Here is a 23,050-nt window from a genome sequence, read left to right on the forward strand (position 1 = left end):
AAGGCCGATAATCACGCACCCGCAAGCACAGCGAAGCCGAAACGGAATGAACAGAAGAAACCAGCACGTCATCGATGAAGAAGTCACCTACAGCGACCAGGAGCAACTGGTGTCCACCACCGACAAGCGCGGTGTGATCACCTATGCCAACGACATTTTCTGCAAGGTGGCGGGGTTTACCCCCGACGAGCTGGTGGGCAAGAACCACAACATAGTGCGCCACCCGGACATGCCCAAGGTGGCCTTTAAGGACCTCTGGGAGCACATGCAAAAGGGCCAGGCCTGGCGCGGCGCGGTCAAAAACCGTTGCAAGGACGGTCGCTACTACTGGGTGGATGCCTATGTGACGCCCATTTACGAACAGGGTGAGGTGACGGGCTACCAGTCGGTGCGTACCCGGCTGGATCCGGCGGTGCGGGCCCGGGCCGAACAGGCCTATGCCGGGCTGCTGGCGGCCGAGCAGCGCAAAACCCGCGCCGTGACCCCGTCGTTTCGTTCCGTGTTGCCCTGGCTGGGTGGCGTTACCCTGATAGGCCTGCTGGCGGGCGCCTTTGTCAACGGCGGCCTGAGCGGCCTGCTGTGGAGCCTGCTGCCCCTGGGCTGGCTGCTGCTCTGCTGTCGGGAGCAATTGTTTGGCTCACCGCGCTTTTTCAACCGCCTGGGCAAGGAATACGACAGCCTGTCCCGGCTGGTTTACTCCGGCAACGCGCCCCATTCCATCGCCGACTATCACCTGGGGCTGTGGCAGGCCAGAACCCGTACCATACTGGGCCGTGTAGACGATGCCACCGGCTCGCTCAAGTCGCTGGCGGCGGGCATGATGCAGGCCATGACCGGCGCCCGGGACGATCTCAGCCGCCAGGACAGCGATACCCACCAGATCGCCGCCGCCATCGATGAAATGTCGGCCACCGCCAACGACATAACCCAAAACACGCAAAAGGCCGCCAGTAATGCGGAAGAAGCCCAGCACCAGTGCCACCTCACCCAGGGGCAGCTGGAGCAGACCCGGCAGAAAATCGTCGAGCTGGCCCAGGAAGCAGAGCAGGCCGCCCAGGCCACAGTGGCGCTGTCGGAGGAGTCGGAGCGCATCGGTACCCTGATGGTGGAAATTCAGGGCATTGCCGATCAGACCAACCTGCTGGCCCTGAACGCCGCCATTGAAGCGGCCCGGGCCGGGGAACACGGGCGTGGCTTTGCGGTGGTGGCGGAAGAAGTGCGCGCCCTGTCTACCCGCACCCACGGTGCCACCGAGCAGATCCAGGGCAGTATTAGCCAGATCCAGCAAACCCTGTCCCGCTGGCGCACCATGATGGACGCCAACATGGCTCACAGCCAGGAATGCGTGGCCGCCGCCGAGGCAGGCACCGAAAGCCTGGGTCGGGTGGTGCAGGAAATCGATCACATAGTGGGCGTCACCGTGGAGATCTCCGCCGCCGCCGGCCAGCAGCAACTGGTGGCCGAGGAGATCAGCCGCAACGTGCACCAGATCTCGGAAGCCTCTTCCGCCAACCTGGGCAAGATCCTGCAGGTGGAAACCTCCAGCAAGGAGCTGCTGGAACGCTCTCAGGGACTGAACGACATGACCCGCACCTTTGCCTGAGGCGCCTTCTTCCTCCCAGGCCGCCATCCTGACCCTGCTCGCCCTGGTGCCTTCGGGGTCGGTGGTCAGCTATGGCCAGCTGGCGGATCTGGCCGGCCTTCCCGGCCGGGCACGGCTGGTGGGAAAAGTACTGCGCGACGCCGACACTCACACCCTGCCCTGGCACCGGGTGGTCGCCGCCAATGGCCGGATCAGCCTGCCCGCGGGCAGTGAGGCGGCACGGGAGCAACGACAGCGGCTGCTGGCCGAAGGGGTGACATTGCGGGGTGAGCGGGTCAACATGAAAAAGCACCGCTGGCAGCCGGATCTGGCCGCCATTCTGATGCTGATGGAACGCTGACAGGACCGGGAAAACTCAGTCCAGTTCGTCGAGTAAATCGCTGATATGCACCTGAAAGGGAATGGTTTCGTCTTCCCGCTGCATCAATACCAGCTCGTTTTTGACGTCCACTTCCAGTACGTAGCCGGAGCCGTCGGTGGTGTGGCAGATCATGCCGGGTCTGACTTCACGAATATCCATATTCACTCCTGCTCAGGCGTGGCCTGAAATCATCGCACCTGATTCCCTGTGCTCAAGAGCCTGGCAATCCGGGCCCGGTCGAGGCCGGGCCCCGTCCGTCGTTATTTCTTGCCTTTCTGGTGCTGCTGCCACTTGCCGTCCACGTAGTGGGCGGTCCAGCCGGTCGCTTTCTTATTGACCTCGGTCATCACGTATTGTTCCTTGTTTTTGCGGCTGAAGCGCACCACCGCCTTGTTGCCGTCCGGGTCTTCGGTCGGCGCCTCGGCCAGGTAGCGGAATTTGGCCGGCAGCCGATCCTTGAAGCGGACCAGCTCTTCCACCAGCGGGGCCCGGGTTTCCCGGGACTTGGGAAAGTTGCTGGCGGCCATAAACAGACCGGCGGCGCCGTCCCGCAGCACGAAATAGGCATCGGACTGGCTGCAGGGCAGCTCAGGCAGGTGCACCGGATCTTCCTTGGGCGGGGCCACCTCGCCATTTTTCAGGATCTTGCGGGTGTTCTTGCACGCTTCGCTGGTGCAGGCCATGTACTTGCCGAAACGGCCGCTCTTGAGCTGCATCTCGGCGCCGCAACGGTCACAGTCGATCACCGGGCCTTCATAGCCCTTGAGCTTGAACTGGCCCTGCTCCAGCTCGTAGCCGTCACAGTCCGGGTTCTGGCCGCACACATGCAGCTTGCGCTTGTCGTCGATCAGATAAGCATCCATGGCGGTGCCGCACTTGCTGCAACGATGCTTGGCGCGCAGGGCATCGGTCTCCGCCTCCTCGTCGTTGGCCAGCACAAAGTCATCACCGGGAATGAGGTTGATGGTCTGCTTGCAGCGCTCCTTGGGTGGCAGGGCGTAGCCGGAGCAGCCCAGAAACACCCCGGTGGTGGCGGTACGAATACCCATCTTGCGGCCACAGGCCGGGCAGTCGATGTCGGTCAGCACCATCTGATTGGCGCGCATGCCGCCTTCTTCCGCCGGTTGCTCGGCTTTTTCCAGCTCGTCACTAAATTCGGCATAAAAGGCATCGAGCACCTGAGTCCAGTCAAGCTTGCCGCCGGCGATTTCATCCAGCTTGCTTTCCATCTGGGCGGTAAAGTCGTAGTTCATCAGCTCGGCAAAACTTTCCTGCAGCCGGTCGGCCACGATCTCCCCCATTTTTTCGGCGTAGAAGCGGCGGCTTTCCACCTTCACATAGCCCCGGTCCTGAATGGTGGAAATAATGGAAGCATAGGTGGACGGCCGGCCGATGCCCCGCTTTTCCAGCTCCCGCACCAGGGCGGCTTCGGTAAAGCGGGCCGGCGGCTTGGTGAAATGCTGCTTGGGGGTCAGCTCGTTCAGGCTCAGGGTTTCACCCGCCTGCACCGCCGGCAGCTCGGTATCCTCCCCCTTGCGGCTTTGGGGGCTGAGCACCCTGGTCCAGCCCGCAAAGCGCAGAATGCGGCCCCGGGCCTTGAGTTCATAGTCGCCGGCGCGCACCGTGATGGTGCTGCTGTCGTACTGGGCCGGGGTCATCTGGCAGGCCACAAACTGGCGCCAGATCAAATCATACAGCCGCTTGGCGTCGGCCTCCATGCCGTCGAGCTGGTCGGCGGAGAGGGTCACGTCGGACGGACGAATGGCCTCGTGAGCCTCCTGGGCATTGGCCTTGGCACCGTAAACGTTGGCCGACTCGGGCAGATAGGCGCTGCCATGGTGCTGTTCGATAAAGTCGCGCACCGAGGCCACCGCCTCCTGGCTCAGGTTGGTGGAGTCGGTACGCATGTAGGTGATGTAACCGGCTTCATACAACCGCTGGGCCAGCATCATGGTGCGCTTGACCCCGAAGCTCAGCCGGGTGCTGGCCGCCTGCTGCAGGGTGGAGGTAATAAAGGGCGCCGGCGGTTTGCTCTGGGTCGGCTTGTCTTCCCGGGACGCCACCTCAAAGGAACTGGCACGCAGGGCGGTCACCGCCGCCATGGCGTCGGCTTCGTTGGTCGGGCGAAACTCCTTGCCCTGATATTTGGCAACCATCATCGACAGTGCCAGCTGTTGCTCGTTGCTCAGGGCGGCCTGAATGTCCCAGTATTCTTCGGGTACAAAGGCCTTGATCTCCCGTTCCTTTTCCACAATCAGGCGCACCGCCACCGACTGTACTCGGCCGGCGGACAGGCCCCGGGCCACTTTTTTCCACAGCAGCGGCGACACCATGTAGCCCACCACCCGGTCGAGAAAGCGCCGGGCCTGCTGGGCGTTGACCCGGTTCAGGTTCAGCTCCGCCGGCTGGCTGAAAGCATCCTGAATGGCCGACTTGGTGATTTCGTTAAACACCACTCGCTTGAAACGGGAATCGTCACCGCCGATCAGCTCTTTCAGGTGCCAGGCAATGGCTTCCCCTTCGCGGTCCAAATCCGTTGCGAGGTAAACGGTATCGGCCTTTTCCGCCAGGGCCTGCAGCTCGCTCACCACCTTTTCCTTGCCCGGCAGCACCTGATAATCGGCCTTCCAGCCGTGTTCGGGATCCACCCCCATGCGGGCGATCAGCGCCTTGTGCTCCTTTTCCTTTTTCAGACGGGCCTTTTCTTCTGGACTCAGCTGTTTGGTGTCGGTCTTGCGGGCAGCGGGCTTCTTGCCGCCGGCAGAGCCGGCGGTCGGCAGATCGCGAACGTGACCGACACTGGACTTGACCACGTAGTTCCTGCCCAGGTACTTGTTGATGGTCTTGGCCTTGGCGGGCGATTCCACAATAACGAGAGATTTGCTCATAAAGCGCGTTGAAATCCTTAAGGTTCGGGCTGGTCGACGGCACGGTAATCACGGCTGTATAAGTGATATAACGGTAAAAAGCAAACTTGCCGGGTCCGGGCCTGAAAAAATTTCGGTGAATTTATATTTATTTATTAACGCCCTCCTATGGGCAGGAATCAACTGCTTTTTTACCCTCCCTGCCTGTTCGCCCGCTTTTTATGCATCATTATTCCCCCGCCGGTTTTCATTGTAACTTTTGAGTTACAACCTGGCATAAAACCCAAATATAATGGCCATATCCGATGTTTCTGTGGGTATAAACCCAATATAAAAGGAGATTATCATGGGGAATAGGGAAGCAAACTTTGATGGCCTGGTTGGCCCCACCCACAACTACGCCGGCCTGTCCTGGGGCAACGTGGCCTCAGGGCAGCACGCCAGAAGCACCTCCAACCCGCGCCAGGCGGCCCTGCAAGGACTCGATAAAATGAAGGCCCTGGCCGACCTGGGCCTGGTACAGGGCGTGCTGGCCCCCCAGGAGCGACCGGACATGGCCACCCTGCGCCGGCTGGGCTTTACCGGCTCCGATTCGCAAGTACTGGACCAGGCCTTTCGCGAAGAGCCGCTGCTGCTGGCCGCCTGCTGCTCGGCGTCCGCCATGTGGACCGCCAACGCTGCCACCGTCTCGCCCGGCGCCGACACTCAGGATGGCCGGGTGCATTTCACCCCCGCCAACCTGGTGAACAAATTTCACCGCTCTCTGGAGCACGAGGTCACCGGACGCCTGCTGCGCCGCGTATTTGCCGACGAAACCTACTTTTGTCACCACCCGGCCCTGCCGGCCCACGAGGATTTCGGCGACGAGGGGGCGGCCAACCACAACCGGCTGCATGACGATAATAACCGGGGGCTTGAGTTGTTTGTGTATGGACGCAGCGCCCACCGGCCCGATGTTCCCGCCCCGCGCCGCTACCCGGCGCGCCAGACCCTGGAAGCGTCCCGGGCCGTGGCCCGGCTGCATGGGCTGGGTGAGCACAACACGGTTTTTACACAGCAAAACCCGGCGGTGATCGACCAGGGGGTGTTTCACAACGACGTGATTGCCGTGGGCAACGGCAATGTGCTGTTTTATCACCAGCAGGCCTTTGTCGACACGCCGGCCATGCAGGACGAAATCCGGCGCAAGCTGCCCGATACCGAGATGCACTTTATCGAGGTAAGGGACGACGAGGTACCGGTGGCGGATGCGGTGAGCAGCTACCTGTTCAACACCCAGCTGGTGACCCTGGCTCCCGGCCATATGGCGCTGATCGCCCCCACCGAGTGTGCCGAGACCCCCAGTGTCAAACGCTACCTCGAGCGGCTGACCACCATGCATACGCCGATACAGGAAGTGCGCTTTATGGACGTGAAACAAAGCATGCAAAACGGCGGCGGCCCCGCCTGCCTGCGCCTGCGGGTGGCCATGTCTGACGCGGAACTGGCGGCGGTGAACCCTGCCTGCCTGCTCGACGAGCGCCTGCACCAGCGCCTGACCGACTGGGTAAACCGCCACTACCGGGACCGGCTGAGCCCGGACGATCTGCGGGATCCGGCGCTGCTGACCGAGTCCCGCACCGCCCTGGACGAACTCACGCAACTGCTTGCACTGGGTTCCGTGTATCCGTTTCAGCGGTAACATCGGGGAATGGGGAATGGGGCAAAAGTCTAATCACTATTCCCTGCTCCCTATTCCCTATTCCCGGCTTTAATCAGCCAAAGGGACGCTGACCGGCCTCGTACAGCTTCATCAGTGCCCGGCTGACCCCCGCTTCCGCCGCCTTGCCAAGCTTGTCCTTCAGCCTGGGTTTCGGCTTGAACTGCAGACTGATAATGCGCTTGTCGGTGCTTTGGGCCAGCAGGTAGTCGCTGCTGGTCTGCAGGCTGTCCACCAGCCCCAGGTCCTGAGCATCGCTGGCCAGCCAGTGCTCGCCGGTGGCCACCCGCTCCAGATCCATCTTCGGCCGGTTTTCGGCGATAAAGGATTTAAAGCGCTGGTGGATCACCTCCAGCTCCTGGCGAAACTTGGTCCGGCCGTGCTCGTCATTTTCCCCGAACAGGGTCAGGGTCCGCTTGTATTCCCCGGCGGTGTGCAACTCGATGTCGATATCCCGGTTTTTCAGGAACTTGTTGAAGTTCGGTAGCTGGGCCACCACGCCGATGGAGCCGACGATGGCAAAGGGCGCGGCGATAATGCGCTCGGCCACGCAGGCCATCATGTAACCGCCGCTGGCAGCCACCTTGTCCACCGCCACCGTCAGCTTCAGGCCGTGGCCTTTCAGCCGTTGCAGCTCGGCGGCGCCCAGGCCATAGCCGTGCACCACGCCGCCGCCGGATTCCAGCCGCACCAGCACCTCGTCACCGGGCTCGGCCAGCTGCAGCAGGGCGGTCACTTCCCGGCTGAGCCCCGCCACTTCATGGGCATCCATACTGCCCTTGAAATCGAGCACAAACAGGCGGGCGCGTTGATCCCCCTGTTTTTTTTCGGCCTTGTCGGCCTTCTGGTATTCCTGCTTCAGTGCCTTGCGATCCGCCTCGGTCACCGCGGTTTCCAGCCGCAACCGCCGGGCCTGACGGCGCAGCGCTGCACTCAAGTCCTTGACCTTGATGCTATCGGCCTCCTGTTTTTGCCTGGCCGCCACCCCGGCCACCAGCGCGATGATCACCGCCACCGCCGCCACCCAGGTCAGGGCCTTGGCCGCAAACAGGCCATATTCGTATAAAAACTCCACCATGCGTTCTCCTCAGCTGCTGTTGGCGTCATTGTAAAAGCCTCAAACAGGAACACCAATCGGCTTTTTTGCTTTCGGTACTGGCATCGTGCCCCGGAGTCTGGTTTGATCGGCGCACACTGACATTGCGCACAGAGAACAAGGCACATGCTCGATTATCATCCTTCATCCGATCTGCTCAAAGACAAGGTCATTCTGGTGACCGGCGCCGGAGACGGCATCGGTCGTCAGGCCGCCCTGAGTTACGGTGCTCACGGCGCCACCGTGGTGCTGCTGGGCAAAACGGTCAAGAAACTGGAAGCCGTGTACGACGAACTGCTGGCCCAGGGCAGCCCGGAGCCGGCCATCATTCCCCTGGATCTGCAGGGTGCCACCAAACAGAACTACCTGGACATGGCCGCCACCCTGCGCCAGCAGTTCGGCCGCCTGGACGGTGTGCTGTTCAACGCCGGTCATCTCGGCGTGCTGGGCCCCTTTGAAATGATTGGCGAAGACGAATGGGACAAGGTGATGCAGGTCAACGTCAAGTCCCAGTTCCTGATGACCCAGGCCCTGCTGCCCCTGCTCAAGGACAGCACCCCCGCCGCCATCATCTACACCAGCTCCGGGGTGGGCAAACAGGGCCGGGCCTACTGGGGCAGCTATGCCATTTCCAAGTTTGCCACCGAAGGCATGATGCAGGTGCTGGCCGCCGAGCTGGCCGATACCGGCGTGCGCGCCAACTGCATCAATCCGGGGGCCACCCGCACCCAGATGCGTGCCCGGGCCTACCCGGCCGAAGCACCGTCCAGCCTGCGTACGCCCGCCGACATCATGGGCCCCTACCTTTATCTGATGGGCCACGACAGCGAGGCGGTCAACGGCCAGTCCATTGACGCCCAGGCCGACCGCATCTCCGGCCAGACCGCCCAGCGCTGACCGCCGTGCTTACCGCCGTGCTTACCGCCGTGCTGACACCCGTGCTGACAGCCGCGGTAAAATCGGCTAAAACTGAAGCTGACACCAATAACAAGGGGCCGGACCAAGGTCCCGTAACGGCATTGCCAAGGCAGGCATTCATCCATGTATCGTCCCAAAAGCACGGTAGAGCAGTGGCGCATCTTTCAGGCGGTGGTCGACTTTGGCGGCTACGCCCAGGCGGCGGAAAAACTGAACAAGAGCCAGTCCTCCCTCAACCATGCGGTGGCCAAACTGCAGCAGGCGCTGGGGCTCGCCCTGCTGGAAGTACGCGGACGCAAGGCCTGCCTCACGCCCCAGGGGGAAGTGTTTCTGCGCCGCTCGCGCAAGCTCACTCAGGACGTGGAAAGCCTGGAGCGGCTAGCGGATATTCTGTCCAGCGGCTGGGAGCCGGTGCTGCGCATCGTGGTGGAAGCCTCCCTGCCCCGGGCACCGCTGTACCAGGCCCTGGCCGAGTTTCGGCCCCGCTCCCGGGGCTGCCGCATTCACCTGGTGGAAACCCAGCCTTCCGGTTGCCAGACGGTGATCAACCAGCAGGCCGCCAACATGGTGTTTGCCTCCCGCGCCTATCCCAATATGACCTCGCTGCCCCTGGCCACCACCGTCTATGTGCCGGTGTGCGCGCCAGGCCACCCACTGGCGGCACTGGAGGAAGTGGGCCAGACCGATCTGGAGCAACAGCTGGAGCTGGTGCTGGCCGACGGCAATGAGCAGGAAGAGGGCTGGGCCCGGGCCGAGCAGCGCTGGATCATCAACCACCTGCACGATGCCCTGTCGCTGTTGCGCCGGGGAGTCGGTTTTGCCTGGCTGCCCCTGGACGTGGTTTCCCCCATGGTCAACGATGGCATTCTGGTGCGTCTCAACATGGCCAACCAGGCCCTGCGCAAGCGCTTCACCCATCTGGTGTTGCCCGGCACCACCCCGCCGGGGCCGGCCGCCAGCCTGCTGCTGAGCCTGATCCGCCAGCACTACGACGAGCACAGCGAACCCGAGAAACTTGCCTGAGCCTTGCCAGCCCGGGCCCGCTTCCTTATGCTCTTGGGCTCGCAGTTGACAAGGATTCACGCATGTTTGATTTCGACCAGTGGATAGACCGCCGTCCTACCCGCGCCCTCAAGTGGCTGAAATACGAAGGCACCGACATTCTGCCCATGTGGGTGGCCGACACCGAGTTCAAGGCTCCCCCCGCCGTGATTGACGCCCTGAGCGAACGGGTCGAGCACGGCATTTTCGGCTACAGCCGCCCTACCCCGGCCCTCACCGAGCTGATTATCGAGCGGATGCGCGAGCGCCATGGCTGGCACATTGAAGCCGACTGGCTGGTCTACATGCCCGGCGTGGTACCGGCGCTGAACCTGGCCTGCCAGACCTTCAGCGAGCCGGGCAGCCATATTCTGATGCCCAAGCCCATTTACTATCCGTTTCTGCACGCCCCCAGCTTTCACGGTCGCAAGGCCGCCCATGTGGAAATGGTGGAAAAGGACGGCCGCTGGCTGCTGGACCTCGAATCCCTTGAGCGCCAGGCCAAGGACAGCGAGTTGCTGCTGTTCTGCAACCCCCACAATCCGGGCGGCACCATCTACACCCGCGAGGAGCTGGAAGCGATTAACGACATCGCCCAGCGCCACAACCTGGTGGTGTGCTCCGATGAAATTCACTGCGATCTGCTGCTGGATAAGGGCAAGCCCCACCTGCCCTATGCCGCCATTAACGAGGACGCCGCCGATCGCAGTATCATACTGATGGCACCGAGTAAAACCTTTAATATCGCCGGCCTGTGCTGCTCCTTTGCGGTGGTGCCCAATCCCGAGCTGCGCACCCGTTTTATTCGCGCCGCCCGCGGCATCATGGCCGACGTCAACCTGCTCGGCTTTGTGGCCGCCGAAGCCGCCTATGCCGATGGAGAGGAATGGCTGCAGGCCCAGCTCGACTACCTGCGCCGGAACCGGGACCTGCTGGTAGAGCGGCTGAACGGCGTGCCCGGGGTGCGTGTGCTGTCCCCCGAGGCCACCTACCTCGCCTGGATTGACATCAGCGCCTTGAAGCTGGACGACCCCATCGGCTTTTTTGAGCAGGCCGGCGTGGGGCTCTCCCCCGGTGGCCAGTTTGGCGGCAGCGATTTCGTCCGGCTGAACTTCGGCTGCCCCCGGGCCATGCTCGACGAGGCCCTGCACCGCATGATTGCCGCCATCAACAGCCGCTGACCCTTGTGGCCGGCATGCCCCTGCTGCCGGCCACTTTCCTACCAGGTACTCAAAAGACACTATCCCCCCTCGCCTTGCGGAGTCATTTTTTGCTATCTTTGAATGGCTTAGCTAAAAATAACTACGACTGTTGAACCTACGGACAAGGAAAAGGAATTATGTCGATCAAAAAAACCATCAGTGGTGCAGCGGCGGTCATGACACTTGGCCTGGGTGCCGGGGTTTCCGGTGCCATGGCAGTGGAGCAGAGTTTTATCACCATAGGTACCGGTGGCGTTACCGGTGTCTATTATCCCACCGGCGGCGCCATCTGCCGCCTGGTCAACCAGGGTCGGGCCGAGCACGGCATTCGCTGCTCGGTGGAAAGCACCGGCGGCTCTCCCTACAACCTGAACTCCCTGCGCTCCGGCGAGCTGGAAGTGGGCATTGCCCAGTCGGATCTGGAATACCAGGCCCTGAAAGGAGAAGGCAGCTTTGCCGAACAGGGTCCGTTTGAGGATCTGCGTGCCATCTTCGCCCTGCACGGCGAGGCGCTCACCATAGTGGCGCGCAAGGATGCCAACATCACTACCTTTGAAGATCTCAAGGGCAAGCGGGTCAATATCGGCAACCCCGGCTCCGGCCAGCGCGACACCATGGAAGTGCTGATGAAGGCCTATGGCTGGAGCCAGGACGACTTCAGCCTGGTCTCCGAACTGCGCCCGGCAGAGCACGGCCAGGCTCTGTGCGACAACCGCATCGATGCCTTCGTCTACGTGGTGGGCCACCCTAACGGCTCCATCAAGGAAGCCACCACCGCCTGTGAGGCCAACCTGGTCTCGGTACAGGGCGAAGTGATCGACAAGCTGATCGCCGACAACGCCTATTACCGTCACATCACCATTCCCGGCGGCGAGTATACTGGCGCCGACGAAGACGTGCATACCTTTGGCGTGGGCGCCAACCTGGTCACCAGCGCCAAGGTGCCGGAAGCGCAGATCTACCAGCTGACCAAGGCGGTGTTCGACAACTTCGACCAGTTCGTGCGCCTGCATCCGGCCTTTGCCAGTCTCAAAAAAGAGGAAATGGTCAAGGACGGCCTGAGTGCCCCCCTGCACTCAGGGGCCCTCAAGTATTACAAGGAAGCCGGCCTGGTAGAGTAACCGGCCCTGCATCGGGGAAGTCCGCTTCCCTCACTGTTTCGGTCAGGAAGTATCCGGGGCGGCAAGCATGACTCTTGCCGCCCCGGCTCGCTGTGTATCCCTGACCTTCGGAGGAAAAGTCCATGTCCCACCCGCCTCAGGACAACACCCAACAAAAGCTGGAAGACATGCTGGCGCAGGCCGACACCGGCGGCCGGCATCCCACCGGGTTTGGCCACTGGATATTGCTGCTGGTGCCCCTGTGCTGGGCCCTGTTCCAGCTGTGGTATGTCTCCCCTCTGCCCTTTATGTTCAATTTCGGTATTTTCAACGATACCGAAGCCCGCTCCATTCACCTGGCGTTCGCGGTGTTTCTGTCGTTTACCGCCTTTCCCGCGCTCAAGCATTCGCCCCGGGACCGCATTCCCTGGCACGACTGGGCCCTGGCCCTGGCCGGCGCCTTTTGTGCCGCTTACCTGTTTCTGTTCTACCGGGAGCTGGCCGGTCGGCCGGGCCTGCCCATCATGCAGGATCTGGTGGTGGCCTGCGCCGGCATGCTGCTGCTGCTGGAGGCCACCCGCCGGGCCCTGGGGCCGCCGCTGATGGTGGTGGCCGCGCTCTTTTTGTTCTACACCTTTGCCGGCCCCTGGATGCCGGAGGTGATCGCTCACCGAGGCGCCAGCCTGGCCCGCACCGTCACCCACCAGTGGCTGACCACCGAAGGGGTATTCGGGGTGGCGCTGGGGGTGTCTACCTCTTTCGTGTTCATGTTCGTGCTGTTCGGCTCCCTGCTGGAGCGGGCCGGGGCCGGTAACTATTTCATCAAGCTGGCGTTTTCCCTGCTCGGCCACCTGCGTGGCGGCCCGGCCAAGGCGGCGGTGGTGTCGTCGGGGCTGTCGGGGCTGGTGTCCGGCTCCTCCATCGCCAACGTGGTCACTACCGGCACCTTTACCATACCGCTGATGAAACGGGTCGGTTTTCCCGCCACCAAGGCCGGTGCCGTGGAAGTGGCCGCTTCCACCAACGGCCAGTTGACCCCGCCGATCATGGGCGCCGCCGCCTTCCTGATGGTGGAATACGTGGGCATTTCCTATATCGAGGTGATCAAGGCGGCCATACTGCCGGCGCTGATCTCCTACGCCGCCCTGATTTACATCGTGCACCTGGAAGCGGTCAAGGCCGGCATGCAGCCCCTTCAGCAACGCCGCCATCAGACCCTGGCCCAGCGCCTGCTCGGTTTTCTGACCATGGCGATTGGACTGATGGTGATCACCGCCGTCATCTATTACGGCATCGGCTGGACCAAGACCCTGTTTGGCCCGCTCGCCACCTGGGTACTCAGTGCCCTGGCGCTGATCATTTACCTGGCGCTGGTGGCCTGGTCCGCCCGGCTGCCGGACTTGGCCATGGATGACCCGGACAACCCGGACATTCACATGCCCGAGCCCGGCCCCACCTTCAAGTCGGGCATGTACTACCTGCTGCCCATCGTGGTGCTGGTATGGTGCCTAACCGTGGAGCGGCTGTCGCCGGGCCTGTCCGCCTTCTGGGCCACCCTGTTCATGATGTTTATCGTGGTCACCCACAAGCCGCTCAAGGCCCTGTTCCGCAAGCAGCCATCCGAGGGCATGCTGACGGAAGGCGCCTTTGATCTTTTTATGGGACTGGTGACCGGGGCGCGCAACATGATTGGCATCGGGGTGGCCACCGCCGCGGCCGGCATCGTGGTGGGCACGGTCACCCTCACCGGCATCGGCCTGGTGATGACCGAGTTCGTGGAATTCATCTCCGGCGGCAGTCTGCTGTTGATGCTGATTTTTACCGCCGTCATCAGCCTGCTGCTGGGCATGGGCCTGCCCACCACCGCCAACTATATAGTGGTGTCCACCCTGATGGCGCCGGTGATCGTCAACCTGGGGGCCCAGCACGGGCTTATCGTACCGTTGATCGCCGTGCACCTGTTTGTGTTCTATTTCGGCATACTGGCGGACGACACGCCACCGGTGGGGCTCGCCGCCTTTGCCGCCGCCGCCATTGCCAAGGCCGATCCGATCAAAACCGGTATTCAGGGGTTTACCTACGACATTCGCACCGCCATTCTGCCCTTTATGTTCATTTTCAACACCCAGTTGCTGTTGCTGGGCATTGAAAGCTGGGGCGGACTGCTGCTGACCATCCTTAGCGCCCTCGGGGCCATGTTGCTGTTTGCCGCCGCCACCCAGGGGTTCTGGCTGGTCAAAAGCCGCTGGTGGGAGACACTGGCGCTGCTGCTGGTGGCCTTTACCCTGTTCCGGCCCGGTTTTTTCTGGGACAAATTGTTCCCGCCCATGGCGCAGTACGACGCCAGCCAGTGGGAGCAAGTGGTGGAGAGCCTGCCCGCCAGCGAGTCGATCATTCTGCAGCTGGGCGGCAACAATCTGTTTGGTGAGCCGGTGAGCAAAATCGTCAAGCTGAACTTTGATGCCAGCCGGCAAAGTGCGGCCGACCGCCTGGCCAGCACCGGCATCAGCAGCCTGCGCAGCGACGGCGACAAGGTGATCATCGACATGGTGGACTTCGGCAGCCAGGCCGAACGCCTGGGCGTGGATTTCGATCTGGAGATCAAAGCCCTGCAACGGCCCTCGGACCGCCCCGACAAGGAATGGATGTTTATTCCGGCCCTGGCCCTGACCGGGCTGGTGGCCTGGCTACAGCGCCGGCGCCGTCAGGCGCAGACAACATAACGACCACGCCGGCCATGATGGCCGGCGTTTTTTATTACACGGGGCCGTGATCTAGGGCGGTCAGTGGCCCGTTAACGGCAAACACCTTGCTGCGGATCCCGGTCACCCCCGCACTCTCGAGGCGGGCGCTGTGTTTTTCCAGATAGCGGCGAGCCCGGGTTTCATCCTCAAATAAATAAATGCCGCCCGCTTCATTGGTGTCGGCATTTTCAGTCCAGATTTTCCAGAGCAAGCCCGGCTCTTCGGCGATGGACTGGGCCAGCCTGGCCATGGCCTGGGCCATCTCTTCGCCAAAGGGGCCGCTGAAGGGAAAATCGATCTGCAGTATGGTTTTCATTCCGGTCACCTCGGTATAAATAAGCAAAGCCTGAATTTAAACCAGGTCGACGGAAACGGCCATACTTCCCTGCCGCTCAAATACAAAAAGCCCGGGCAAAAACCCGGGCTTTTTGTTGGTCTGGCGGAGGAGGTGGGATTTGAACCCACGGTGGGCTATTAACCCACGCCGGTTTTCAAGACCGGTGCATTCAACCACTCTGCCACCCCTCCTGACCCGGCGAATCATACTGTCCCCGGCCTTGTGCTGTAAAGGGGCATGGGCTCAATTGCTTTTCAAATCATCACTTTGCGCATTTTTTGACGGTTCGTCCCGTGGCGGCTTGAGAAAATAGTCCCGCAGGAACTGTTCATCCAGTGGGGACAGATCGAAATGCCGGCTGGCGTCGGCAATGGCTTCCCGGTTGATATGCGGTTGCTCCGTCAGCCAGGCCAGCGCCTTGCGCAGGGATTCGTGCTCCCTCATACCCCCTCCTTCGCATAAGTTATGCCCATTTTTCATCAGGGATGACTTTTATTTTATATGCATTATAAATACACTTTAACCGCTCGCTTTATAAGCATAGATAATAAAAAATCCCATACCAACGAGGTCTCGATGCACTTTAAACACCGTCTCCGCGCTGCCAGTCTCGCCGGCCTAGCCGGCTTTGTAGCCGTTATCTGTCTGAGTTACCTGAAGGACTGGACCCATTTCATGGTGCTGAGTGCCCCCATGGGCGCCACCCTGGTGTTGCTGTTGCTGTTACCCTCGGCGCCCTTGTCTCGCCCCAAGAACGTGATCCTGGGGCACCTGCTGACCACCTGCCTGACGGTGGCGGGGCTGGCACTGTTTCCCGACCCCGTGCTGGGGCTGGGTCTGTGTTTTGGTCTCAGCCTGACCCTGATGGTGCTGACCGACACCCTGCATCCGCCCGCCGGTGCCAATCCCATTCTGATTTATCTGTCGGCAGCCCAGCTGGATCCCCTCGACTTTATTCTGCCCACCCTGGCCGGCACCCTCTTTATGGTGGGCTTTGCCAGCGCCTATCATTATATCTTTACCCACAGACGCTATCCGTTTGGTCCCAAGGCAAGCCAGTCCAAGGAACACCAGGACGCCCCCGCGCCCTCTCGGACGGCAAACAGCAGTACCCTCGCCGACTGACCGACAAGGAGCTGAAAAGCTCCTTTTTTATTGCCGAGCTCTCCTGATCACGCCGGCCTTCCCTCCCTGGACACCCACAAACTAATTCCATAAAAAGAATCTTCATATGAAGAATATACCGAAATTTATGATCCCGATCACAACAAGGGGCGCAACGCATATGTAACATTCCTGTGCCGCAAATGTTACACGCAGTGGCAATCTTTTGTTTTCACTTACCACTCAAAATGCATACAAAGAACAGGGAGTCATAATGAAGAAATCCGCCTTAGCGTTGCTGGTGACCATGGCCGGTACCCCGGCGTTGGCTGCCGACTGGAGCACCACCGAGCTGCAATACCAGTTGGGCGACCTCAAGCAGCAGCCTTTTAGTGCCAATCCGGATCAAAAATCCACCACCAATATCTACACCCTGCAGCATGCCAGTGGCTGGAAGTATGGCGACAACTTCTTCTTCATTGATTATTCGGACTGGAAGGACGATCAGCGCCAGCGCGACTGGTATGGCGAAGGTTATTTCAACTTCAGCCTGGGTAAAATCAGCGGCAAGGAGCTGAGCGTTGGCCCGGTGAAAGATGTTGGCATCGTGATGGGGGTCAACGCCGGCGGCGACAGCAAGGTCCGCAAATACCTGCCCGGCATACAGCTGGCCCTGGACGTGCCCGGTGCCGCCTTCTTCAACACCCTGATCACCGCCTACATCGATGATAACGTGGGCGTATCGGGGGGCGGCGCGCCCAGAGAGGGGGACAGCTGGATGCTGGATACCGCCTGGGCCTTCCCCTTTGGCATGGGCAACCACGATTTCAGCCTGGAAGGCCATGTGGAATACATTGGCAGCCGCACCAACGAGTTTGGTGACAAGGTCAAGGCCCATGTACTGGCCCAGCCCCAGCTGCGCTACGACCTGGGCAAAACCCTGTTCAATGATCCCCAGCGACTGTTTGTGGGCATCGAATACCAGTACTGGCACAACAAGTACGGCAGCTCGGTCACCGAAAGCGCAGTGCAGGGCCTGGCGGTCTGGCGTTTCTGAACCCAAAAATAGAAAAGAGCGCCGAAGCGCTCTTTTTTTCATTACACAGGAAACCTGTTTAGTCCGTCAGGCAATACCGGCTCAGAAATGGTATTCCAGCTGGAAGGTCGGCGCGCGAGTGTCCACTCCGGGCTTGCCGTGGTTACCGAACTTGTTGTCCCAGTACTCATAACCCACACCGGCCCACAGGGTGTTGCTGCTGTTAAAGGCCAGCTGACCCACGTCCACCATCAGCGAGGTACGCACCAGCACTTCCGGCTTGGTTTCATTACCGCCGTAATCCTTACCCTTGGCGCCGTTGTAGTTACCAAAGCCCTGGAACTTCATGGGGACCGGGCCGGCATTAAAGGGAATGCCCCAGGCCAGATTGACGATGTAGTAAGGATCAAAGCTCAAATCTTCTGCTTCATCGCATACCGGAGCCCCCAAACCACAATGGTTACGCTCATAGGCGTAGAACAGGCTCAGATCCGCAAAACCCTTGGGCAGGCCGAACTTCAGGGTCGGGCCCACCACCAGCAACTGCTTGCGCGGCGCAAAGGCGGTGTTTTTGGTGTTGAGATCGAAACCGGCGGTCATGGCCACTTCCTTTACCGGGCCAAAGCTCAGATCGGCGTCGAACACCTTGCCCAGGTGCAGCTGGTGACGGTAGGTCAGATAGGCTTCAAGCGCGCCATCATTACCATTTCCGTTCGCTGGATCATTTTCATCGGACTGCAACAGATCCAGGTTGAAAAAGTTCTGGCCGTAGGTGTAACCGCTGGCGTGGGTCAGTTGCAGAATATGCTTTTCAATATCTTTTTTATTGCCCGGCTCGGTGAATTCGGTACCGTAGCGATAGCCGATATAGGTGTCGGACCAGGTGGCGGCGCTCACCTGGGGAGCAGCAGAAACGGCCAGGGCCAGGGCAGACAGGGTGAAAAGGCGCTTGCAAGTGTGCTTCATAACCGTGATTCCTTCACATGGTTCAAAGGGTGAATCCTGATATGAATACAAAATGATATATTTTTTGTGCTTTTTGTATTCCACATTTCAGCAATTGAATGATTACACATGCACACACTAAAGATCTACAATTTGTTTACAAAAATGAAATCAACTTCAAAAAAATCCCACTCCATCCGCTTTGATCAGACCAGCTGCGCCTCGCTGAGCCGTACCGGTGTCACCATCAGCGCCGCCCGCTGGCCCACCGCCACCTCGGCGTTGGGAAACACCACGGCTTCGCCTTCGGATTGTGCGTACCAGTGATGCTCGCCGTCGCTGGCCAGCAGGGTACCGGGTGCAAAGGCCGTGAAATTGGGCACATCGTCGCTGAACGCAAGGCGAAACGCCGGACTTTGCTTGATGATTTCCTGACTGACATCAAACACCCTGAGCCTGGCCATGTCGACCGCCGGCGGCTGCCAGCCGGGAGTGGACACCAGCGCCGCCAGGCACTCCGCCATGGCCTGCAGCCGGCATAAATCGTTGTCGCCAAAAGGCCTGGCCTTGCCCAGCTCAAGGGTAAAAGCCTGGGCACCGAAGTGGCGGGCACTGAAGTAACTGAAGGTGGTGGTGGGGGCCTGGGACAGCAGCACGGTATTCACTCCGGCGGCCTGCAAAAAAGCCAGCTGATCACGGCGGCAGGGAGCCCCGTGGGTAAAGGGGTAGACGGCGAATTTCTCGTACAGTGACGGCCGAATGGCGGTATGCAGATCATAATGCAGCCGTTCGCCATCGCTGCGGGCCGCAAAAAAACGGGTCACATAACCTTCCAGCGCCGCCGCCCGCTGCCGCTCGCGGTTGCTGATATTGCCCCTGGCATAGGCACCGGAAAACAGCCGGTTAAGGTTTTCTTCCAGCTCCCGCACTCCGGCGTTCATGGCCGCCGGATTGCCGAAAATCAGCAGCAGGCGCTGCCGGCAGCGCAGGCGGCCCGTGACCAGTTGTTGCAGCAGTCGCTCGCACAGCTCGATGGGCGCGGTTTCATTGCCATGAATACCACAGGAGATCACCAGATCCCGCTGGCCTGGAGCGTCCGGCTCGAGGCAGAGGACACCGGTGTCCCACACCTCGGCGCGGGTGCCGTCGGGTAGCCACTCGGTAAAGGGCGCCAGGTGCCAGGGATACGCTCTGCTGAGCTCAAGAAAAGTTGCAAGCCGGCTTCCGTTCACAGATACCTCCATCAATCCATTTTATTGCAAGACATTGTAATGCAATACAACACGATTTTAGTATCAAAGTCTAAAACCGAGCGGGTTCAGATGGAAATAAAACGGAATAAGGCCGGCCGCGGCCGTACTCCGGCTTAAACGCCGGCCTGGGCAAACACCTCGCCGACCAGGGTTCGGGCTTCGGCGATCAACTGATCCAGATGCGCTTCACTACGAAAGCTCTCGGCATAGATTTTGTATACCGCCTCGGTTCCGCTGGGCCGGGCGGCAAACCAGCCCTGCTCTGTCACCACCTTGAGCCCGCCAATGGCGGCGCCATTACCCGGCGCGGCGGTCAGCCGGGCAACAATGGCATCGCCGGCCAACGTATCGGCCTGCACGTCTGCGGGGTTCAGCCCGGTCAGCACCCGCTTTTGCTCGTGGCTGGCGGGGGCATCCACCCGGCGGTAATGAGGCCGGCCCAGCTCATGGGTGAGCATGGCATAATACTGATGCGGGGTCTTGCCGGTGACCGCCAGGATCTCGGCCGCCAGCAGCGAGGGAATAAAACCGTCCTTGTCGGTGGTCCAGACTCCGCCGTCTTTTCGCAAAAAGGACGCCCCGGCGCTTTCTTCCCCCACAAAGGCAAGCCGGCCTTCCATCAAGGGCTGTACGTACCACTTGAAGCCCACGGGCACTTCCATCAGCGGTCGGCCGAGGCTGGCCGCCACCCGGTCGATGATGGAGGACGACACCAGGGTCTTGCCCACGGCCAGGTCGGCCTGCCAGCCGGGCCGGTGGGTAAATAAATAATGAATGCATACCGCCAGATAATGGTTGGGGTTCATCAGCCCCTCGGCGTCAACGATGCCATGACGATCGTAATCGGGATCATTGCCGCAGGCGATATCGAAGTCGTCTTTCAGTGCCAGCAGCCCGGTCATGCTCCAGGGGCTGGAGCAGTCCATGCGAATGTTGCCGTCATGATCCAGGGTCATAAAACCGAAATCCGCATCCTGGCGTTCATTGACCACGGTAATATCGAGGCCGTAGCGTTCGGCAATCGGTCGCCAGTAGGCCAGCCCGGCCCCACCCAGCGGATCCACGCCCATGCGAATGCCGGCGTCGCGAATGGCGGCCATGTCGATCACCTGCTCCAGCTCGTTCACGTAATGGGCCACATAATCGTGGGGCACGGCACGGGCACGGGCCTCGGCAAAGGACAGCCGGCGCACCCCGGCATTGGCCTGGCTCAGCAACTCGTTGGCTCGCTGCTGGATCTGCGCCGTGGCGTCGGCACTGGCCGGGCCGCCATCGGGGCCGTTGTATTTGATGCCGCCATCCCGGGGCGGGTTGTGGGACGGGGTGATCACCAGGCCGTCGGCCACACCGCCGCTGCCCGTCCGGTTATGGCCCAGAATGGCATGAGAGATCACCGGCGTGGGGGTGTATCCTCCCCCCTGCTGCACCCGTACCTCAACGCCGTTGGCCACCAGCACTTCCAGCGCCGCTCCAAAGGCCGCCTCCGACAGGGCGTGGGTGTCCATGCCCAGGAACAGCGGACCATCAACGCCCTGCTCCCGGCGGTATTCGGCCACCGCCTGGCAGATGGCGTGAATATGAGCCTGGTTAAAGCTGGTGTCGAAGGCCGAGCCCCGGTGGCCCGAGGTGCCAAAGGCGACCCGCTGGGACGCCACCCTGGTGTCGGGTATCAGCTGGTAAAAGGCAGCCATCAGTTGAGGAATATTGACCAGATCGCCGGCCTGGGCCGGCTGGCCCGCTCTGGGGTGCGTGCTCATGTGTTTTCAGTCCTTGACGTAATCAGATGCTCTGGCTGACCCGCTCGATCAGGCCGTGGGCATAGCCCATGGCGGCCATCAGCTGCGCCACTATGTTGCGCTTGCGGCCGGTGTTGGTATTGGTGATCACCCAGTAGGGGCTGCCCTCGATGGCACGGGGCTTGGTGGTATTGCCCGCCGCCAGCAGGGCGGCTTCGGAGTCGGCAAAATAAATGCGCTTGCGGCCCTTGATGTCGGAGGCCTGGGCAAAGGCGGCCGGGTTATCCCGGTACAGCACCGACAAAATGGTCATGAAACGTTCAATGGCGGAATCCTGGGCCGCCAGGGCGCCGGACTCCAGCATGTGGCGCACGCCTTCCCCCTGAGCCACGGCAGGGGTCGCAGCCGGCCGGGCGCTGCCCTCGGTCTGGTGCTCCAGGTTCAGCAGGCGGCGCAGTATGTCCGAGGCGCTCTCACCGATATGCCGGGTGTTGCCGGCGATATAACGATAAAGCTCTTCATCCACCTCTATGGTTTTCATCATTTTTTCTGGCATATCCACTCCCAGTGAAGAGTGGGCGATTATACATGGAGCCGGGGCCCGGCCCAAGCGGGTTGCGCCCGGGAGTGAGCCGAGCAACAATATGGCCTTGATGTCTTTCCATTGAAGCACGGTGTCATGCAACTGAACTATCGCCGCCAGGGCCAGGGTATGCCGGTCATGCTTGTGCACGGCCTGTTTGGCAACCTGGACAACCTCAACGGCCTGAACCGGGCCCTGAGTGACCATTTTGATGTCATTACCGTTGACCTGCGCAACCACGGCCTGTCGCCCCGCAGCGAGGAAATGACCTACGCCGCCATGGCCGACGACCTACTCGCGCTGAGTGAGCAACTGCAACTGGACAGGCCCGCCCTGGTGGGACACTCCATGGGCGGCAAGGCGGTAATGATGGCCGCCGGCCTGGCTCCCGAGCGGGTGCGGGCCCTGGTGGTGGCCGACATGGCGCCGGTGGCCTACCGGGAAGCCCGCCACCGGGAGGTATTCGCCGGTCTGCAGGCGGTGATCGACGCCGGCTGCCAAAGCCGCCGGGACGCCGACGCCGTGCTCGCCCGGCATGTGGCCATCGCCGGTGTACGCCAGTTTTTGCTCAAGTCCTTTGTGGCCGAAGAGGCAGACTGGCGGTTCAATGTGGCGGCACTGCATGACGCCTACCAGCACATCATGGGCTGGCCCGGCCTGCCCGCGCCCTTTGAAGGGCCGGTGCTGTTTATCAAGGGCAGCGAATCCGATTACCTGCTGCCCGAGCATCAGCCCGAGGTACAGGCCCAGTTTCCCCATGCCCGGGCCCGGGTGATACAGGATGCCGGGCACTGGCTGCACGCGGAAAAGCCCCAGGCATTCAACCGTCTGGTACAGGATTTCCTGCTTTCAGTCAGTTAACAGGCTTTGGCGCTTTATGCTATAGTGGCGCCCATTCTTAACGGTCGGTCAACACAATGTCATTGGATCAAATCGAGCTGCTGGAAAGCCTGGGCCTGAAGCTGTTTTTTGTGGCCATATTTTTGCTGATCGGACTGGCTATTCAGGATGTGCTCAAGCGCGGTAACGTGCCCAAATTTGGTCGCTTTGTGGTGTGGCTGGTGCTGTTTCTGGGCTGTGCCGGTTTTATCGCCAAAGGCATTATCGAGGCGGCCTGGGAAAGCGGTGGTCTGGGCTGATCATGGCCAAGCAAGAGGCAGACAGAACCACGCTGGACCTGTTCGCCGACGATCGTCGGCCCGGCAGACCCAAAACCAATCCCCTGCCCCGGCAGGTGCAGCTCAGGCTCAACAAGCGCAATCAGCTCAAACGGGATCGCGAACGCGGTCTTCGGCGTATTGAGCTCAAGGTAGATGAGCAACTGTTCAGCAAACTCAATGTTCTGGCCAATGAACGCCGGCTCAGCCGAGCCGAGCTGATCCAGGCCCTGCTGCAGCAACAGCTGGCGGATCAGGACTAGGGCCA

Annotated in this window: 22 protein-coding genes and 1 tRNA gene; 13 read left to right on the forward strand and 10 right to left on the reverse strand. The window is 61.1% G+C overall.

Going from position 1 to position 23,050, the window contains the following annotated elements; all coding sequences use genetic code 11:
* Positions 1–46 precede the first annotated feature (46 nt).
* Both GU3_RS11430 and GU3_RS11435 read left to right on the forward strand, forming a co-directional pair.
* The gene (locus GU3_RS11430; RefSeq protein ID WP_014292695.1) at positions 47–1,603 is read left to right on the forward strand and encodes a PAS domain-containing methyl-accepting chemotaxis protein; all 1,557 of its coding nucleotides are present in this window, start codon (positions 47–49) and stop codon (positions 1,601–1,603) included.
* Positions 1,596–1,943, forward strand: coding sequence for an MGMT family protein (locus GU3_RS11435; protein ID WP_014292696.1), 348 nt, complete (start codon positions 1,596–1,598; stop codon positions 1,941–1,943). Before GU3_RS11430 ends, GU3_RS11435 begins: the two co-directional genes overlap by 8 nt.
* A gap of 15 nt (positions 1,944–1,958) precedes the next feature.
* Here GU3_RS11435 and GU3_RS17275 read toward each other — a convergent pair whose 3' ends face one another.
* Both GU3_RS17275 and topA read right to left on the reverse strand, forming a co-directional pair.
* On the reverse strand, positions 1,959–2,123 hold the full coding sequence (locus GU3_RS17275) for a hypothetical protein (RefSeq protein WP_014292697.1): 165 nt from the start codon (positions 2,121–2,123) through the stop codon (positions 1,959–1,961).
* A 101-nt stretch (positions 2,124–2,224) separates the two neighbouring features.
* On the reverse strand, positions 2,225–4,852 hold the full coding sequence (gene topA, locus GU3_RS11440; protein WP_014292698.1) for a type I DNA topoisomerase: 2,628 nt from the start codon (positions 4,850–4,852) through the stop codon (positions 2,225–2,227).
* Between the two features lie 325 nt (positions 4,853–5,177).
* Here topA and astB point away from each other — a divergent pair, with 325 nt between their 5' ends.
* Positions 5,178–6,512 carry an N-succinylarginine dihydrolase gene (gene astB / locus GU3_RS11445; RefSeq protein WP_014292699.1) on the forward strand — a complete coding sequence of 445 codons (1,335 nt, stop codon included), beginning with the start codon at positions 5,178–5,180 and terminating at the stop codon, positions 6,510–6,512.
* A gap of 73 nt (positions 6,513–6,585) precedes the next feature.
* Here astB and sohB read toward each other — a convergent pair whose 3' ends face one another.
* Positions 6,586–7,605 (reverse strand): protease SohB, encoded by a 1,020-nt coding sequence (gene sohB, locus GU3_RS11450; RefSeq protein ID WP_041543737.1) that lies wholly within the window; start codon positions 7,603–7,605, stop codon positions 6,586–6,588.
* A 147-nt stretch (positions 7,606–7,752) separates the two neighbouring features.
* Between sohB and GU3_RS11455 the strand changes: the two genes are divergently transcribed.
* The 5 genes from GU3_RS11455 to GU3_RS11475 all read left to right on the forward strand — a co-directional run bounded on the left by GU3_RS11455 (position 7,753) and on the right by GU3_RS11475 (position 14,610).
* Entirely contained in the window at positions 7,753–8,523 is a 771-nt protein-coding gene (locus GU3_RS11455; RefSeq protein WP_014292701.1) for a YciK family oxidoreductase, read from the forward strand.
* A 144-nt stretch (positions 8,524–8,667) separates the two neighbouring features.
* A complete protein-coding gene (locus tag GU3_RS11460) occupies positions 8,668–9,567 on the forward strand; it encodes a LysR family transcriptional regulator (protein ID WP_014292702.1) in 900 nt (299 codons plus the stop codon).
* Between the two features lie 62 nt (positions 9,568–9,629).
* Positions 9,630–10,766, forward strand: a complete 1,137-nt coding sequence (locus GU3_RS11465) for a MalY/PatB family protein (protein ID WP_014292703.1) — start codon at positions 9,630–9,632, stop codon at positions 10,764–10,766.
* A 158-nt stretch (positions 10,767–10,924) separates the two neighbouring features.
* On the forward strand, positions 10,925–11,908 hold the full coding sequence (locus tag GU3_RS11470) for a TAXI family TRAP transporter solute-binding subunit (RefSeq protein WP_014292704.1): 984 nt from the start codon (positions 10,925–10,927) through the stop codon (positions 11,906–11,908).
* 122 nt (positions 11,909–12,030) lie between these two features.
* A complete protein-coding gene (locus tag GU3_RS11475) occupies positions 12,031–14,610 on the forward strand; it encodes a TRAP transporter permease (protein ID WP_014292705.1) in 2,580 nt (859 codons plus the stop codon).
* A gap of 34 nt (positions 14,611–14,644) precedes the next feature.
* Here GU3_RS11475 and GU3_RS11480 read toward each other — a convergent pair whose 3' ends face one another.
* The 3 genes from GU3_RS11480 to GU3_RS11490 form a co-directional block, all read right to left on the reverse strand.
* Positions 14,645–14,947 (reverse strand): monooxygenase, encoded by a 303-nt coding sequence (locus GU3_RS11480; protein WP_014292706.1) that lies wholly within the window; start codon positions 14,945–14,947, stop codon positions 14,645–14,647.
* 121 nt (positions 14,948–15,068) lie between these two features.
* Positions 15,069–15,159: transfer RNA gene (locus GU3_RS11485), tRNA-Ser, on the reverse strand.
* A 52-nt stretch (positions 15,160–15,211) separates the two neighbouring features.
* Complete coding sequence (locus GU3_RS11490) at positions 15,212–15,412, reverse strand: hypothetical protein (protein WP_014292707.1); 201 nt, start codon at positions 15,410–15,412, stop codon at positions 15,212–15,214.
* 132 nt (positions 15,413–15,544) lie between these two features.
* Between GU3_RS11490 and GU3_RS11495 the strand changes: the two genes are divergently transcribed.
* The gene (locus GU3_RS11495; protein ID WP_014292708.1) at positions 15,545–16,093 is read left to right on the forward strand and encodes an HPP family protein; all 549 of its coding nucleotides are present in this window, start codon (positions 15,545–15,547) and stop codon (positions 16,091–16,093) included.
* Positions 16,094–16,346: 253 nt separating this feature from the next.
* Entirely contained in the window at positions 16,347–17,129 is a 783-nt protein-coding gene (locus tag GU3_RS11500; protein WP_014292709.1) for a hypothetical protein, read from the forward strand.
* Between the two features lie 81 nt (positions 17,130–17,210).
* Here the strand turns inward: GU3_RS11500 and GU3_RS11505 are convergent, their stop codons facing one another.
* From GU3_RS11505 to GU3_RS11520, 4 genes are all read right to left on the reverse strand, one after another.
* Complete coding sequence (locus tag GU3_RS11505; RefSeq protein ID WP_014292710.1) at positions 17,211–18,074, reverse strand: hypothetical protein; 864 nt, start codon at positions 18,072–18,074, stop codon at positions 17,211–17,213.
* Positions 18,075–18,259: 185 nt separating this feature from the next.
* The gene (gene astE, locus GU3_RS11510; protein ID WP_014292711.1) at positions 18,260–19,285 is read right to left on the reverse strand and encodes a succinylglutamate desuccinylase; all 1,026 of its coding nucleotides are present in this window, start codon (positions 19,283–19,285) and stop codon (positions 18,260–18,262) included.
* Positions 19,286–19,419: 134 nt separating this feature from the next.
* A complete protein-coding gene (pgm, locus tag GU3_RS11515; protein ID WP_014292712.1) occupies positions 19,420–21,063 on the reverse strand; it encodes a phosphoglucomutase (alpha-D-glucose-1,6-bisphosphate-dependent) in 1,644 nt (547 codons plus the stop codon).
* 22 nt (positions 21,064–21,085) lie between these two features.
* The gene (locus GU3_RS11520) at positions 21,086–21,598 is read right to left on the reverse strand and encodes a replication initiation negative regulator SeqA (protein ID WP_014292713.1); all 513 of its coding nucleotides are present in this window, start codon (positions 21,596–21,598) and stop codon (positions 21,086–21,088) included.
* A gap of 123 nt (positions 21,599–21,721) precedes the next feature.
* On the opposite strand from GU3_RS11520, the gene GU3_RS11525 reads away from it, so the two are divergent.
* Genes GU3_RS11525 through ybfE form a run of 3 tightly spaced genes read left to right on the forward strand, consistent with a single transcriptional unit; the run spans position 21,722 to position 23,045 of the window.
* Positions 21,722–22,486, forward strand: coding sequence for an alpha/beta fold hydrolase (locus GU3_RS11525; RefSeq protein WP_014292714.1), 765 nt, complete (start codon positions 21,722–21,724; stop codon positions 22,484–22,486).
* 56 nt (positions 22,487–22,542) lie between these two features.
* Positions 22,543–22,764: a DUF2788 domain-containing protein gene (locus tag GU3_RS11530; protein WP_014292715.1), complete on the forward strand. Its 222-nt coding sequence runs from the start codon at positions 22,543–22,545 to the stop codon at positions 22,762–22,764.
* A gap of 2 nt (positions 22,765–22,766) precedes the next feature.
* Positions 22,767–23,045 (forward strand): LexA regulated protein, encoded by a 279-nt coding sequence (gene ybfE / locus GU3_RS11535; RefSeq protein ID WP_014292716.1) that lies wholly within the window; start codon positions 22,767–22,769, stop codon positions 23,043–23,045.
* The last annotated feature ends 5 nt before the right edge of the window (positions 23,046–23,050 follow it).

The organism is Oceanimonas sp. GK1, from assembly GCF_000243075.1.
GTDB lineage: Bacteria > Pseudomonadota > Gammaproteobacteria > Enterobacterales > Aeromonadaceae > Oceanimonas.

Bases quoted from the DNA above. Each gene is read 5' to 3' on its own strand.
- GU3_RS11430 (WP_014292695.1), top strand. From the start codon at position 47: ATGAACAGAAGAAACCAGCACGTCATCGATGAAGAAGTCACCTACAGC.
- GU3_RS17275 (WP_014292697.1), bottom strand. From the start codon at position 2,123: ATGGATATTCGTGAAGTCAGACCCGGCATGATCTGCCACACCACCGAC.
- topA (WP_014292698.1), bottom strand. From the start codon at position 4,852: ATGAGCAAATCTCTCGTTATTGTGGAATCGCCCGCCAAGGCCAAGACC.
- astB (WP_014292699.1), top strand. From the start codon at position 5,178: ATGGGGAATAGGGAAGCAAACTTTGATGGCCTGGTTGGCCCCACCCAC.
- GU3_RS11455 (WP_014292701.1), top strand. From the start codon at position 7,753: ATGCTCGATTATCATCCTTCATCCGATCTGCTCAAAGACAAGGTCATT.
- GU3_RS11460 (WP_014292702.1), top strand. From the start codon at position 8,668: ATGTATCGTCCCAAAAGCACGGTAGAGCAGTGGCGCATCTTTCAGGCG.
- GU3_RS11465 (WP_014292703.1), top strand. From the start codon at position 9,630: ATGTTTGATTTCGACCAGTGGATAGACCGCCGTCCTACCCGCGCCCTC.
- GU3_RS11470 (WP_014292704.1), top strand. From the start codon at position 10,925: ATGTCGATCAAAAAAACCATCAGTGGTGCAGCGGCGGTCATGACACTT.
- GU3_RS11475 (WP_014292705.1), top strand. From the start codon at position 12,031: ATGTCCCACCCGCCTCAGGACAACACCCAACAAAAGCTGGAAGACATG.
- GU3_RS11480 (WP_014292706.1), bottom strand. From the start codon at position 14,947: ATGAAAACCATACTGCAGATCGATTTTCCCTTCAGCGGCCCCTTTGGC.
- GU3_RS11490 (WP_014292707.1), bottom strand. From the start codon at position 15,412: ATGAGGGAGCACGAATCCCTGCGCAAGGCGCTGGCCTGGCTGACGGAG.
- GU3_RS11495 (WP_014292708.1), top strand. From the start codon at position 15,545: ATGCACTTTAAACACCGTCTCCGCGCTGCCAGTCTCGCCGGCCTAGCC.
- GU3_RS11500 (WP_014292709.1), top strand. From the start codon at position 16,347: ATGAAGAAATCCGCCTTAGCGTTGCTGGTGACCATGGCCGGTACCCCG.
- GU3_RS11505 (WP_014292710.1), bottom strand. From the start codon at position 18,074: ATGAAGCACACTTGCAAGCGCCTTTTCACCCTGTCTGCCCTGGCCCTG.
- pgm (WP_014292712.1), bottom strand. From the start codon at position 21,063: ATGAGCACGCACCCCAGAGCGGGCCAGCCGGCCCAGGCCGGCGATCTG.
- GU3_RS11520 (WP_014292713.1), bottom strand. From the start codon at position 21,598: ATGCCAGAAAAAATGATGAAAACCATAGAGGTGGATGAAGAGCTTTAT.
- GU3_RS11525 (WP_014292714.1), top strand. From the start codon at position 21,722: ATGCAACTGAACTATCGCCGCCAGGGCCAGGGTATGCCGGTCATGCTT.
- GU3_RS11530 (WP_014292715.1), top strand. From the start codon at position 22,543: ATGTCATTGGATCAAATCGAGCTGCTGGAAAGCCTGGGCCTGAAGCTG.
- ybfE (WP_014292716.1), top strand. From the start codon at position 22,767: ATGGCCAAGCAAGAGGCAGACAGAACCACGCTGGACCTGTTCGCCGAC.